This is a genomic window from Streptomyces omiyaensis (genome assembly GCF_014650895.1).
Taxonomy (GTDB): Bacteria; Actinomycetota; Actinomycetes; order Streptomycetales; family Streptomycetaceae; genus Streptomyces; species Streptomyces omiyaensis.
On sequence record NZ_BMVV01000029.1, the window covers coordinates 49204 to 62752 of the forward strand.

A 13549-nucleotide genomic window follows, 5' to 3' on the forward strand; every position below is an offset into this window, starting at 1 on the left:
GCTTCTCCACCCGCGCGGCGCACCGGTGCGGCTTTCGTCGTCGTCTGCGGGCCGGTGGCCGCGCGCGCGTCGCTCACAGCAGACCCCTCTCGGTGAGCAGCGCGTGGAGCTGCGCCGCGGACTCCTGCACGGTCTGGTTCTGGGACTCGATCCGGAGATCGGGGCGCTCGGGCGCCTCGTACGGGTCGTCGACGCCGGTCAGGCCGGAGATCTCGCCCGCGGCCTGCTTGGCGTAGAGGCCCTTGACGTCGCGGACCGAGCAGACCTCGACCGGGGTGGCCACGTGGACCTCGACGAAGGCGGTGCCCTCGGCCAGGTGCCGCTTGCGGACCGCCTCGCGGCTGTCGGCGTACGGGGCGATGACCGGGACGAGGACGGTCACGCCGTGCGAGGCGAGGAGCTCGGCGACGAAGCCGATCCGCTGCACGTTGGTGAACCGGTCCTCGCGGGAGAAGCCGAGGCCCGCGGAGAGGAACTCGCGGATCTCGTCGCCGTCGAGGATCTCGGCGCGGCGGCCCTCCTCGCGCAGTCTGCCGAGGAGCTCGTAGGCGATCGTGGTCTTGCCGGCGCTCGGCAGGCCGGTGAGCCAGACGGTGGCACCGGTCACGTGATTCTCCAGGGGGGTGTCGGGGGTGGTCATCAGCCGTGCAGCCCGCATTCGGTCTTGGCGCGTCCGGCCCAGCGGCCGGCGCGGGCGTCCTCGCCCGCCTCGACCCGGCGGGTGCAGGGCGCGCAGCCGACGGAGGCGTAACCGTCCATGAGGAGCGGGTTGGTGAGGACCCCGTACTCGGTGACGTAGGCGTCGACGTCGTCCTGCGTCCAGCGGGCGATGGGGGAGACCTTCACCTTCCGGCGCTTCTCGTCCCAGCCGACGACCGGGGTGTTCGCACGGGTGGGGGACTCGTCCCGGCGGAGGCCGGTCGCCCACGCGGTGTACGCGGTCAGACCCTCCTGGAGCGGCCTGATCTTGCGCAGCTCGCAGCAGAGGTCCGGGTCGCGGTCGTGCAGCTTCGGCCCGTGCTCGGCGTCCTGCTCGGCGACCGTCCGCCGCGGGGTCAGGGTGATGACCCTGACGTCCATGACGGCCTCGACGGCGTCGCGGGTGCCGATGGTCTCCTCGAAGTGGTAGCCGGTGTCGAGGAAGACGACGTCCACGCCGGGCATGGCCCGGGAGGCGAGGTGGGCGACGACCGCGTCCTCCATGGAGGAGGTGACGCAGAACCGGGGGCCGAAGGTGGCCGCGGCCCACTGGAGGATCTCCAGCGCGGAGGCGTCCTCCAGGTCGCGGCCGGCCTGCTCGGCGAGCGCCTTCAGCTCGGCGTCGGTGGTCGTCTCACTGACCTGAGTGACCGTCATATCGATTCCCTCCCAGTGGTGTTGCCGGAAGTGCCGGGGGCGAGGAGCCCCAGGAACTTCAGCTGGAAGGCTCGACTGCACGCGGCGCATTCCCACGCGCCGTGGCCCTGCTCGCTCGGCCGCAGGTCCTCGTCCCCGCAGTAGGGGCAGAAGAACGGGGCGGCGCGCTCGCTCATGCCGTGCTCCTCGTTTCGCTCGCCGCGCTCACGAAAGGGCCTCCTCGGAGGCGCGGGCCGCCCAGGTGGCGAAGCGCTCGCCGTCCTCGCGCTCCGCCCGGTACCGGGTGAGGACCCGCTCGACGTAGTCGGGCAGCTCGGCGGAGGTGACCTTGAGGCCGCGGACCTTGCGGCCGAAGCCGGCCTCCAGGCCGAGGGCGCCGCCCAGGTGGACCTGGTAGCCCTCGACGCGGTTGCCCTCGTCGTCCAGGACCAGCTGGCCCTTGAGGCCGATGTCCGCGACCTGGATGCGGGCGCAGGCGTTCGGGCAGCCGTTGATGTTGATGGTCAGCGGCTCGTCGAACTCCGGCAGACGGCGCTCCAGCTCGTCGATGAGCGAGGAGCCGCGGCCCTTCGTCTCGACGATCGCGAGCTTGCAGAACTCGATGCCGGTGCAGGCCATCGTGCCGCGCCGGAAGGGGGACGGGGTGACCCGCAGGTCCAGCGCCTCCAGGGCGGCGACCAGCGACTCGACCTGCGACTCCACGACGTCGAGGACGATCATCTTCTGCTCGGCGGTGGTGCGGACCCGGCCGGAGCCGTGCGCCTCGGCGAGCTCGGCGATCTTGGTGAGGGTGGGTCCGTCCACGCGGCCGACGCGCGGGGCGAAGCCGACGTAGAAGTTGCCGTCCTTCTGCCGGTGGACGCCGACGTGGTCGCGCCAGCGGCCGGCCGGCTGCTCGGGCGCGGGGCCGTCGGTGAGTTTCCGCTTCAGGTACTCGTCCTCCAGGACCTGGCGGAACTTCTCCGGGCCCCAGTCGGCGACGAGGAACTTCAGGCGGGCGCGGTTGCGCAGCCGGCGGTAGCCGTAGTCGCGGAAGATCGAGATGACGCCCTCGTAGACGTCGGGGACCTCGTCCAGGGAGACCCAGGTGCCCAGGCGGACGCCGAGCTTGGGGTTGGTGGAGAGGCCGCCGCCGACCCAGACGTCGAAGCCGGGACCGTGCTCCGGGTGGACGACGCCGACGAAGGAGATGTCGTTGATCTCGTGCGCCACGTCGAGCAGCGGCGAGCCGGAGACGGCGGACTTGAACTTGCGGGGCAGGTTGGAGAAGTCCTTGTTGCCGACGATCCGGCGGTAGATCTCGTCGATGGCGGGGGTGCCGTCGATGATCTCGTCGGCGGCGATGCCGGCCACCGGCGAGCCGAGGATGACGCGCGGGGTGTCGCCGCAGGCCTCCGTGGTGGAGAGGCCGACCGCCTCCAGGCGGTTCCAGATCTCGGGGACGTCCTCGATGCGGATCCAGTGGTACTGGACGTTCTGCCGGTCCGTGATGTCGGCGGTGCCGCGGGCGAACTCCTCGGAGATCTCGCCGATCACCCGGAGCTGCTGCGTGGTCAGCCGGCCGCCGTCGATGCGGACGCGGAGCATGAAGTACTCGTCGTCCAGCTCCTCCGGCTCCAGGACGCCGGTCTTGGTGCCGTCCAGGCCCTGCTTGCGCTGGGTGTAGAGACCCCACCAGCGCATGCGCCCCCGCAGGTCGTTGGGGTCGATCGAGTCGAATCCCCGCTTGGAGTAGATCGTCTCAATACGTGTCCGCACATTGAGACCGTCGTCGTCCTTCTTGAACTGCTCATTGCCGTTCAGCGGGGTGAAGTGCCCCACGGCCCACTGACCCTCGCCGCGGTGACGCCCGGTCTTGCGGCGAGCGGCGGCGGGAGTGGGGTTTTCCGGGGTGGCGGCCATGGCGTCTTGTCCTTCGGGACTGCGGGAGGGCGGCTCTGACCTGCACACTCGCGCGCAGAACAGAGAGTGGCGCGGCGGTGCGCAGCAGGGTCGGGCAGAAAGGGGATTGCGGCAGTGCTGGCTTGCTCAGCGCGCCGGACAGATGGCGCTGGACATGCGGCCGAGGTCGACGTGCCGCCGACTCACCAAGGCAGTTCCAGTTCCAGGCATGGCGGAAGCGTGTCACGGGACTTTGGACCCAGTCCAGCATCGTCCGTTATGTGGACATGAAAGTCTCACTTCATGAGACGATGTGTTCTGGGTCACGTGAAAGGGGCCCTGATCAGGGCCCCTTTCACGGTGAACTGGCACAGGCTCAGACCCGGGCGCCGGGCCACGGTCCCGGCGTCTCGCTCTCCTCGGCGGTCTCCGTCCTCGTCTCGAAGAGGCGGAAGCCGCGGCGCTCGTAGTTGGCCATCGCGTGCGGCCCGTCCAGCGAGCAGGTGTGCAGCCACACCCGCTTCGTCGGCTCCCGGTCCGGCCAGCGCTCGGCCAGGTCCCAGGCGCGCCGGATGCCCTCGGTGAGCAGGTGGCCGCCGATGCCGCGGCCCCGGAAGGCGCCGATCAGGCCGAAGTAGACGATCTCCACGACCCCGTCGTCCTGCGGGTCGAACTCCACGTACCCGGCCGGCGTGCCCCGGTCGTACGCCACCCAGACCTCGGCGCCCGGCTTCTCCGCTATCTCCTTCCACTGCGCGTAGGTCAGCGACAGCCGGTCGGCCCAGTGGACGTCGCCGCCGACCGCGGTGTAGAGGTACCGGCTGAACTCGGGGGAGGGGACCTCGGACCGGCGGACGACGATGCCGTCGCCCTCGGGGACCCGGGCCGGACGGAGGTCGTCGGGCGAGGTCTGTTCCAGGGACCAGGTGGTGAGAGTGATGCTCATGCCCTTATCGCATCATGCGGAGCGAGGGATTCCCAGGCCGGACCGGGGTGGGCCCCGTCTCCCCGGCCCGGCGGGGCGGGCGCCCGGACACGGTGTCCGGCATGTGGACGTCCCGGACGGTTTCCGGCCGCCCCGGGCACCGGGCCGCCCCGGACACCGGGCCGGACTCCGGGCCACCCCAGGCACCGGTCCGGACCTCGGCCGCCCCGAGGGCGAACCCGGGATTCCGGGCGACCCCGGGGCCGATTCGGACTCCGGGCCGCCCCAAGCACCGGCCCGGACTCCGGGCCGCCCCGGGGGCGGGCCCGGGATTCCGGGGCGCCCCGGAGCCGTCTCAGACCCGGCTGCCCGCCCGGATCGCCGGGGCCGTCGAGTGCGGCAGCAGCTCGCCCGGGTCCGCCGGGCGCAGCACCTCCACCGCGATCTCCTCCCGGAAGCGGTACGGGCGGTGCGCCAGGACCCCCGCGAGGGTCCGGCGCACCCGGGACATCTCGGCCCGGACGGTCACCGTCCTCGTCCGGTCGCCGAACACGTCCTGCGCCAGCTCGGCCGCGGTCCGCCCGTCCGGGTGCAGCGCCAGGAGGTAGAGGAGCTCCGCGTGGCGCGGGCTCAGCTCCTGCTGCCAGCTCCCCGCCGCCCCGGAGACCGACACCGTCCAGCGGCGCGGCCGGCTCAGGTCCAGCACCACCCGGCTCGCCGCGCCCGACTCCGCACCGGCCGGTCCGGTGTCCTCCTCCACCCGCAGCAGCCAGCCGCCCGGCAGCGGCTCCACCGCGCACAGGCCCAGCGAGGGCAGCCAGACCCGCCCGGCGCCCAGCGACTTCGGCAGCGCGATCCGGTCCACCGGGGCGAGCCCGGTCACCGCGGCGGTCCAGCCGTGGGTGTCGACCGCGACGGCCCGCCCGCCCACCCGGCACAGGATCGGCGCCGCCACCGCCCGCAGCCGCTCGACCGCGCCCCGGTGCCGCTCGCGCATCTCGGCCTCGGCGAGCCGGGCGACCGAGCCGACCAGGGCCAGCAGCGAGGGGTGGAAGGTGGAGGCCGGTCCGCTCACGTCCAGGACGCCGAGCAGCCGCTGGTCGCGCGGGTCGTGGACGGGCGCCGCCGCGCAGGTCCAGTCGTGCAGCGCCTGCACGTAGTGCTCGGCGGAGTGGACCTGCACCGCCCGCCGGGTGGCCAGGGCGGTGCCGACCGCGTTGGTCCCGGTGGCGTGCTCCGTCCAGGCCGCCCCCTCCTCCAGGCAGATGCCGGTCGCCCGGCGCATCACGGAGGGGTGGCCCTCGCGCCACAGCACCCGGCCGTGCTCGTCGGTGACCACCATGATCTGGAGCGACGAGTCGGTGATCCCGGCCAGTCCGGAGCTGAGGGTCTCCATGACCTCCGCGAGCAGCGTGCTCCGCCGCCGCTGCTCCAGTTCGTCCCGGCGCAGCAGCACGCTGCTGGTGCCCCGGTCCGGGTCGAGGCCGAGCCGGGCCATCCGCCGCCAGGAGGCGTCGATCTCCGGCCGCGGCGCGATCGGCGGGGTCCGTCCCGCCAGGGTCTCCTCGCGGACGCGGTGCAGCAGCCGGGCCGCCTGGGCCGCGTCCATGGTGGCGAGCCGCTTCATGTCGAGCCGCGTGTTGTTCATCGGTCCCTCCCCGCCACCCGGTGTGCTGTATCGGTTCTGCATGTCCGGGCGGATGACCGGAGCGTCATGAGCGCCGTACGGCCCCGCCCCCCGCCGTCCCGCCGGGCCGTGGCTCGCAGTGTGCGGGTCCATCGTGCCGTCCGGAAGCCCTCCACGGAGCCCGGTTCGGGTAATCCTGCAACCCTTTGCAACTCTGGCCCCACCCCGCCCCCGTGCGTGAAGGTGGTGACGGCGGGTGGTGGTGCCGTGTCGGCGCAGCACCACCCCCGCCTTCCGCGCCTGCCGCCCCCGCGCATCGCCCGGCCCGCCCTCGGCGGCCCCGGCCCCCTTCCTCGCACCCGGCCCCCGCACGCCCGTCGGCCCCTCACTCCACCGGCCGGGCCCGCTCCACCACAGCCCGCAGGCCCGCCGAGGGCGGCAGCGTGCCGAAGGCCGAACCCGCCTCGCCGCCCAGCCGGCCCGCGCAGAACGCGTCGGCGACCTCCGGCGGCGCCCAGCGCACCAGCAGCGCGCCCTGGAGGACCAGCGCCATCCGCTCCGCGAGCCGCCGGGCCCGCGCCTCCACCCCGTCCAGGTCCGCCAGCTCCGTCAGCAGCCCGCGGATCGCCCGGTCCAGCCGCGGATCGGCGCCCCGCGCCTCCCCGACCTCCCGCAGATACGCGTCCAGCGCCGCCGGCTCCGTCCGCAACGCCCGCAGCACGTCCAGCGCCTGGACGTTCCCCGGGCCCTCCCACAGCGAGTGCAGCGGCGACTCCCGCAGCAGCCGCGGCAGCCCGGACTCCTCCACGTACCCGTTCCCGCCCAGGCACTCCAGCGCCTCGGCCACCACCGGCACGCACCGCTTCGCCACCCAGTACTTCGCCGCCGGCACCGCGATCCGCAGCAGCGCCCGGTCCCGCTCCGCACCGGAGTCGTACGCCGCCGCCAGCCGCATCCCCAGGACGGTCGCCGCCTCCGACTCCACCGCCAGATCGGCCAGCACGTTCCGCATCAGCGGCGTGTCGGCGAGCGGGCCGCCGCGGACCGAGCGGTACGAGGCGTGGTGCACGGCCTGCGCCACCGCCTGCCGCATCAGCGCCGCCGACCCCAGCACGCAGTCCAGCCGGCCCGCCGCCACCGTCCCGTCCACGGTCCGCAGCCCCTGCCCCTCCTCGCCGACCCGGCGCGCCCAGGTCGTCCCGTCGAACTCCACCTCCGCCGTGGCGTTCGAACGGTTCCCGAGCTTGTCCTTGAGCCGCTGGAGCGCGAAGGCGTTGCGCGAGCCGTCGTCGAGCACCCGCGGCACCAGGAAGCAGGTGAGGCCCCCCGGCGCCCGCGCGAGCACCAGGAACGCGTCCGACATCGGCGCCGAGCAGAACCACTTGTGCCCGGTCAGGAGGTACTCGCCGGAAGCCGCCAGCGGCCACGCGGACGTCGTGACCGCCCCGAGGTCGCTCCCGGCCTGCTTCTCCGCCAGCCCCACCCCCAGCAGCACCCCCGTCTTCGAGGCGGCCGGCCGCAGCTCCCGCTCGTACACCCGGGAGGCCGCCGCCGGCTCCCAGACCGCCGCCAGCTCCGGCTCGGCCCGCAGCGCGGGCACCGCCGCGTGCGTCATCGACACCGGGCAGCCGTGCCCGGCCTCCGCCTGCGTCGCCACGAGGAGACCGGCCGCCCGCCGCACGTGCCCGCCCGGCCGCCCCCAGGCGTCCGTCAGACCCGCCGACACCGCCTTCCCCAGCAGCCGGTGCCAGGCCGGATGGAACTCCACCTCGTCGATCCGGTGCCCGTACCGGTCGTGGGTCCGCAGCCGCGGCGGGAAGGCGTTCGCCTGCTCGCCCCACTCCCGGACCTGCTCCGAACCGGTCGCGCGGCCCAGCGTCCGCAGCTCCTCGCGGGCCCCGTCGAGGAGCTCCGCGGGCAGATGGCGGCCGACCGCCTCCGACAGTGCCCGGTCGCCCGTGTAGACGTCGTACCCCACCAGGGGCGGAGCCTGATTGGTCACGGTGTGGGAGCGTGCTTCCATGCCGATACGGTAAGCAGGTGCAGGCAGCAAGCGAAACACCCGAACGGCCGGAGCGGCGACCCTGGAGCAGACTCCACCGCGCCCGCGTCCTCTACCGCAACGTCTCCAAGCGGAAGATGGTCTGGCTGCTCCTCAAGGACACCGTCAACTCGTGCATCGAGTACCGGATCCTCGGCCTCGCGGCCGAGGCGGCCTTCTTCACCCTGCTGTCCCTGCCACCCCTGCTGCTCGGTCTCATCGCCCTCCTCGGCTACGCCGACGACTGGACCAACACCGACACGGTCGCCAGCATCCAGGAGAACATCCTCCGGGCGGCCGGCACGGTCCTCTCCGACCGGGGCGTCGAGGAGATCGCGCAGCCCGTCCTCGACGACATCACCCGGGCCAAACGTCCCGAACTCATCTCCCTGGGCTTCGCCATCGCCCTCTGGTCCGGCTCCCGCGCGGTGAACGTCTTCATCGACACCATCACCGTCATGTACGGCCTGGACGGGCACCGGGGCATCGTGAAGACCCGGCTGCTCGCCTTCCTCCTCTACATCGTGGCGCTGCTCATCGGGGCGGTGGTGCTGCCGCTCGCGGTCGTCGGCCCCGACCGGGTCGTCGAACTCGTCGCCTGGGGCACGAACGTCGTCGCCGTCCTGTACTGGCCGGCCGTCATCCTGCTCTCCATCGCCTTCCTGACGACGCTGTACCACGTCTCCGTCCCCGTCAGATCGCCCTGGATCGAGGACATCCCGGGCGCGCTCGTGGCCCTCGCCATGTGGGCCTTCGGCAGCTTCCTGCTGCGGATCTACCTGACCAGCCAGGTCGAGGGGCCGACCATCTACGGCTCGCTCGCCGCCCCCATCGCCATCCTGCTCTGGATCGGCGTCTCCGCCTTCGCGGTCCTCGTCGGCGCCGCCGTCAACGCGGCCATCGACCGCGTGTGGCCCTCCGTCGCCACCGCCGCCGCCCGCGAGGCCAACGAGCGCGCCCGCGCCGTCCAGGCCGCCGAGCTCGTCGCCCGGATCCGCGCGGAGGCCGAGGAGGTCGACGAGGACGACCCCGACATGCCGTCCGAGTTCCCCGAGCGCTGGTCCCGCTTCCTCCCGCCGGACGACGTGAAGGCCCGCCTGCACACCGGCTGGGAGAAGGAGTGAACCCTCCCCGGCACGCCACGGACCGGGCGCCGCGGACCCGGCGGACCCCGGAGGGGACCCCCTAGGCTGGGAGGGGTGTACGAGGAGCGCCCCGCCCTGCTCGACGGCGCCGTCCTGTGGACCCGGACGGCGCCCGCCCCCGACGCCCCCGTCGTCCCCGACGGCTGCATGGACCTGATCCGGGCCGACGGCCGGCTCCTCGTCGCCGGGGCCGACACGCGTGCCCACCGCTCGACCGAGGCCGTCGCCCGCTACGAGGGCCTGCGCTTCGCCCCCGGCGACGCCCCGCGCCTCCTCGGCGTCCCGGCCCGCGAGCTCCGCGACCGCCGGGTGGACCTCGCCGACCTGTGGGGCGCCGCCACCGCCCGCCGCCTCGCCGAGCGGATCGACGAGGCCCCCGACCCCGCCGCGGCCCTGGAGGCGTACGCGCTCCGCCGCGCCGCCCGCACCGGACCGGCCGACCCGCTGCTGCGCGCGGTCACCGCCCGGCTCCGCGCGGGCCGCCCGGTGGGCGAGACCGCCGACGCCCTCGGCCTCGGCGCCCGCCGCCTCCACCGGCTCGCCCTGGACGCCTACGGCTACGGCCCCCTGACCCTGACCCGCGTCCTGCGCCTCCAGCGCGCCCTGGGCCTGCTGCGGGCCGGAGTGCCGCCCGCGCGGGCCGCCGCCCGCGCCGGCTACACCGACCAGGCCCACCTCACCCGGGACACCCGCGCCCTGGCGGGCACGACGCCCGGGGCCTACGCGCGGACGGCGGCGGATCAGGCGCCGGGAGCCCCGGAGCCGCCCGGGACGTCGGCGAACAGCGAGATCCCGTAGCCGTCCGGATCGGTCACCACGGCGTACCGCTGCCCCCAGACCGCGTCCCACGGCGCCAGGTGACCCGCGTACCCGGCCTCCGTCAGCTCCGCGTACGCCGCGTCCACCTCCTCCGCCGCGTCGCACCGGAACGCCAGCTCCGCCCGGGTGCCCCCGGTCGGCCGGAACGACGGATCGAAGGACCGGACGGACTCCTCCGTGTCCCAGGCCAGCCGGAGCCCGCCGGGCAGCACCGCCTCCACGTGGGGCGCCCCCTCCGCGCCCTCCGGGAAGTCGAAGCCGAGCCGCCGGTAGAAGGCGAGCGAGGCGGCCATGTCGGCGACCACCAGGCCGATGAGGTCGAGTCGAGGTGTCTTCATGCCCCCGACGCTAGGCGCGGACGGGGCCCGCGTCTTGTACGGATCGGACACCGGGAAAAACCCGTGGCGCGGTCCCCGGCACCCGGGCTAGGGTGACGCACGTCCGGGAGCACCGGACCCCGCACGCGCGCCGTGCGCCAGGGAAGACACAGGAGGTGTGACCGATGGCTGTCGTCACGAAGGGCCTTGCCCGCACGCGGAAGTTCGTCCACACCACCTCCGTGGCCACCGGCTGACACCGACCGGAACCCTCCGGCTCGACCGAGTCACCGCATCGCCGGGGCCACCCCTGTGAAGGGTCCCCCTTGTCTTTCCCGCTTTCCCCCTCGTCTTCCTCCTTCTCCGCTTCCCCCTCCCTCTCCTCCTCCGTCCTCGACGCCCACGGCTGGGACGCGGGCTGGGCCGAGGGCTTCGCCCCGTACGCCGCCCAGGGGCTCGTCCCGGGCCGTGTCGTCCGCGTCGACCGCGGGCAGTGCGACGTCGCCACCGCCGACGGGACCGTCCGGGCCGACACCGCCTTCGTGACCCCGCACGACCCGCTGCGGGTCGTCTGCACCGGCGACTGGGCCGCCGTCGACCCGGAGGGCGCGAGCGACCCCCGGTACGTCCGCGCCTGCCTGCCCCGGCGCACCGCCTTCGCGCGCTCGACCTCCTCCAAGCGGTCCGAGGGCCAGATCCTCGCGGCCAACGTCGACCACGCCGTCATCACCGTCTCGCTCGCCGTCGAGCTGGACCTCGGCCGGATCGAGCGGTTCCTCGCCCTCGCCTGGGAGTCCGGCGCCCAGCCGACCGTCGTGCTCTCCAAGGCCGACCTGGTCTCCGACCCGGTCGTCCTCTCCCACCTGGTGGAGGACGTCGAGGGCATCGCGCCCGGCGTGGGGGTGGTGCCGCTCAGCTCGGCCACCGGCGAGGGCGTCGACGTCCTCAAGGCCGTCGTCTCCGGCGGCACCACCGTCCTCCTCGGCGTCTCCGGCGCCGGGAAGTCCACCCTCGCCAACGCCCTCGTCGGCGAGGACGTCATGACCGTGCAGGCGGCCCGTGACGTCGACGGCAAGGGCCGGCACACCACCACCACCCGCAACCTCTTCGTCCTGCCCGGCGGCGGGGTCCTCATCGACACCCCCGGCCTGCGGGGCGTCGGCCTGTGGGACGCGGAGGCGGGCGTCGGCCAGACCTTCTCGGAGATCGAGGAACTGGCCGCCGGGTGCCGCTTCCAGGACTGCTCCCACGAGTCCGAGCCGGGCTGCGCGGTGACGGCCGCCCTCGACGCGGGCACCCTTCCGGTGCGCCGCCTGGAGAGCTACCGCAAGCTGATCCGGGAGAACCAGAGGCTCGTCGCCAAGACCGACGCCCGGCTGCGCAACGAGATCCGCAAGGACTGGAAGCGCAAGGGCGCCGAGGGCCGTGCCGCCATGGCCTTCAAGCGCGAGGGCCGGCTCCGGTAGCCCCGCCGACGCCGTGTCCGAATCCCGCCGGTGCGCGGCGGTCCGCCGCCGCACACTGGAACCATGACGGACGACCACGGCGACACCCTCTACCAGGCGGTGAGCAGCAGGGACGCGCGGTTCGACGGGGAGTTCTTCTTCGCCGTCCGGACCACCGGCATCTACTGCCGGCCCAGCTGCCCCGCCGTCACCCCCAAGCGGCGGAACGTCGCCTTCTTCCCCACGGCGGCCGCCGCCCAGGGGCACGGCTTCCGGGCCTGCCGGCGCTGCCGGCCCGACGCCGTGCCCGGCTCCGCCGCGTGGAACGTCCGGGCCGACGTCGTCGGCCGGGCGGTGCGGATGATCGGCGACGGCGTCGTCGACCGCGAGGGCGTCCCCGGGCTCGCCGGCCGCCTCGGCTACAGCACCCGCCAGGTCCAGCGCCAGCTCACCGCCGAGCTCGGGGCCGGACCGGTGGCGCTCGCCCGCGCCCAGCGGGCCCACACCGCCCGCGTCCTGCTCCAGACCACGGCGCTGCCGGTCACCGAGATCGCCTTCGCGGCGGGATTCAGCAGCGTCCGCCAGTTCAACGACACCATCCGGGCCGTCTACGCCCGCACCCCGACCGGGCTCCGCGCCGAGACGGCCGGGGCGTCCGGGCCGCGCACCGCCCCCGCCACCGGCGTGCCGCTGCGGCTCGCCTACCGGGGGCCGTACGCCGCCCGCGAGGTCTTCGACCTGCTGGCCGCCGAGGCCCTGCCGGGCGTCGAGGAGGTCACCGGGCCGCCCGGCGCCCGCACCTACCGGCGCACCCTGCGGCTGCCGTACGGCCCCGGGGTCGTCGCCGTCGGCGAGCGGGCGCCCGGCCGCTGGCTGGAGGCCCGGCTGCACCTCGCCGAGCTGCGCGACCTCACCACCGCCGTGCACCGGCTGCGCCGTCTCCTCGACCTCGACGCCGACCCGTACGCGGTCGCCGAACGGCTCGGCGCCGACCCCCGGCTCGCCGCGGCGGTCGCGGCCCGGCCGGGCGTCCGCTCCCCGGGCGCCGCCGACCCCGAGGAGTACGCCCTGCGGACCGTGCTGGGCCCCGAGGGGTCCGCCCGCGCCCTGGCCGCGTCCGGCACCCCGCTGGACGCCGCCGACGGCACGCTCCGCGCGCTCTTCCCCGCCGCGGCGGAGCTCACCGGCCACCCGGTCGCCGGGCCGCTGGCCCGCGCCCTCGCCGACGGCGCCCTCCGGCTCGACCCGGGCGCCGACCGGGAGGAGGCCGCCCGGGCCCTCGGAGCCGTACCGGGGGTGGACGCCCGCGCCGCCGCCCGGATCCGGGTCCGCTCCCTCGGCGATCCGGACGTGCCGGACCCGGACGGCCCCGAGGCGCCGGAGTGGGCGCCCTGGCGGTCGTACGCGCGGCGCTGCCTGGAGCTCACCCCAGGATGACCGCGCCGACCCACGCGCCCACGATCAGCAGGCAGGCGAAGAGCTCGACCAGCACGCTCGTCCCGGCCGCCCGCATGATCGCGCGGGTGGCGGCACGGGCCTGGCCGTGGCCGCCGAGACGGCGCCGCTCGGAGAGGTAGATCCCGCCGACGAAGCCGGGCACCGCGCCCAGCACCGGGACCAGGACGAAGCCGAGGAGGGCGCCGCCGCCCGCCCAGCCGATCGTCCGGCGGGTGAGGCCCACGCCCCGGAAGCGGCGCGGCGGCAGCTGCCAGACCACCACCTGGGTGAGCAGCAGCAGGGCGGTCGAGGAGACCAGCAGGATCCACGCGAGGCCGGTCTGCTCGTGCAGCGACCACCAGAGCACGGCGGCCCACACCAGCCAACTGCCCGGCACGCCGGGTGCGAGGACCCCGAACAGGCCGAGCAGCATGACCGCCGCGACCATCAGGAGCTGCCACACGCCCACGCGCCCAGCCTCCCCCACCCGGAGCGTTCCCGCAGGTCGCGAAAGCCGTTCGGGGGCGCCCGGCGCGGGTCGGGCGGGGCTTTCGCC

Annotated in this window: 14 protein-coding genes; 4 read left to right on the plus strand and 10 right to left on the minus strand. The window is 74.7% G+C overall.

The genetic code is table 11. The annotated features are described in order from the left end of the window. Positions 1-73: 73 nt before the first annotated feature. From cysC to IE287_RS32370, 8 genes are all read right to left on the minus strand, one after another. Positions 74-640, minus strand: a complete 567-nt coding sequence (gene cysC, locus IE287_RS32340; protein ID WP_189852810.1) for an adenylyl-sulfate kinase — start codon at positions 638-640, stop codon at positions 74-76. Next, the gene (locus IE287_RS32345; protein ID WP_189852811.1) at positions 640-1356 is read right to left on the minus strand and encodes a phosphoadenylyl-sulfate reductase; all 717 of its coding nucleotides are present in this window, start codon (positions 1354-1356) and stop codon (positions 640-642) included. Before IE287_RS32345 ends, cysC begins: the two co-directional genes overlap by 1 nt. Continuing rightward, entirely contained in the window at positions 1353-1532 is a 180-nt protein-coding gene (locus IE287_RS32350) for a hypothetical protein (RefSeq protein WP_189852812.1), read from the minus strand. The genes IE287_RS32345 and IE287_RS32350 overlap by 4 nt, the downstream gene beginning before the upstream one ends. A 28-nt stretch (positions 1533-1560) precedes the next feature. Beyond that, the gene (locus IE287_RS32355) at positions 1561-3258 is read right to left on the minus strand and encodes a nitrite/sulfite reductase (protein WP_189852813.1); all 1698 of its coding nucleotides are present in this window, start codon (positions 3256-3258) and stop codon (positions 1561-1563) included. A gap of 126 nt (positions 3259-3384) precedes the next feature. After that, positions 3385-3468 (minus strand): putative leader peptide, encoded by an 84-nt coding sequence (locus IE287_RS39550; RefSeq protein WP_311136957.1) that lies wholly within the window; start codon positions 3466-3468, stop codon positions 3385-3387. A 145-nt stretch (positions 3469-3613) separates the two neighbouring features. Further along, positions 3614-4183 (minus strand): GNAT family N-acetyltransferase, encoded by a 570-nt coding sequence (locus IE287_RS32360; protein ID WP_189852814.1) that lies wholly within the window; start codon positions 4181-4183, stop codon positions 3614-3616. Between the two features lie 334 nt (positions 4184-4517). After that, positions 4518-5810, minus strand: a complete 1293-nt coding sequence (locus IE287_RS32365; RefSeq protein ID WP_189852815.1) for a helix-turn-helix domain-containing protein — start codon at positions 5808-5810, stop codon at positions 4518-4520. Between the two features lie 364 nt (positions 5811-6174). Next, positions 6175-7812: an acyl-CoA dehydrogenase family protein gene (locus IE287_RS32370; RefSeq protein WP_189852816.1), complete on the minus strand. Its 1638-nt coding sequence runs from the start codon at positions 7810-7812 to the stop codon at positions 6175-6177. Positions 7813-7829: 17 nt separating this feature from the next. Here IE287_RS32370 and IE287_RS32375 point away from each other — a divergent pair, with 17 nt between their 5' ends. Both IE287_RS32375 and IE287_RS32380 read left to right on the plus strand, forming a co-directional pair. Next, positions 7830-8954, plus strand: a complete 1125-nt coding sequence (locus IE287_RS32375) for a YihY/virulence factor BrkB family protein (RefSeq protein ID WP_189852817.1) — start codon at positions 7830-7832, stop codon at positions 8952-8954. A 75-nt stretch (positions 8955-9029) separates the two neighbouring features. After that, positions 9030-9773, plus strand: a complete 744-nt coding sequence (locus tag IE287_RS32380) for a helix-turn-helix domain-containing protein (protein ID WP_189852818.1) — start codon at positions 9030-9032, stop codon at positions 9771-9773. On the opposite strand, the gene IE287_RS32385 is transcribed toward IE287_RS32380, so the two are convergent. Further along, entirely contained in the window at positions 9716-10132 is a 417-nt protein-coding gene (locus IE287_RS32385) for a VOC family protein (RefSeq protein ID WP_189852819.1), read from the minus strand. The genes IE287_RS32380 and IE287_RS32385 overlap by 58 nt on opposite strands. Positions 10133-10437: 305 nt before the next feature. Between IE287_RS32385 and rsgA the strand changes: the two genes are divergently transcribed. Together rsgA and IE287_RS32395 are read left to right on the plus strand one after the other, a co-directional pair. Continuing rightward, a complete protein-coding gene (gene rsgA / locus IE287_RS32390; protein WP_189852820.1) occupies positions 10438-11577 on the plus strand; it encodes a ribosome small subunit-dependent GTPase A in 1140 nt (379 codons plus the stop codon). A gap of 63 nt (positions 11578-11640) precedes the next feature. After that, complete coding sequence (locus IE287_RS32395) at positions 11641-12993, plus strand: bifunctional transcriptional activator/DNA repair enzyme AdaA (RefSeq protein WP_189852821.1); 1353 nt, start codon at positions 11641-11643, stop codon at positions 12991-12993. Here the strand turns inward: IE287_RS32395 and IE287_RS32400 are convergent. Continuing rightward, positions 12980-13462 carry a DUF456 domain-containing protein gene (locus tag IE287_RS32400; RefSeq protein WP_189852822.1) on the minus strand — a complete coding sequence of 161 codons (483 nt, stop codon included), beginning with the start codon at positions 13460-13462 and terminating at the stop codon, positions 12980-12982. The two genes, IE287_RS32395 and IE287_RS32400, sit on opposite strands and share 14 nt — an antisense overlap. Positions 13463-13549 lie beyond the last annotated feature (87 nt).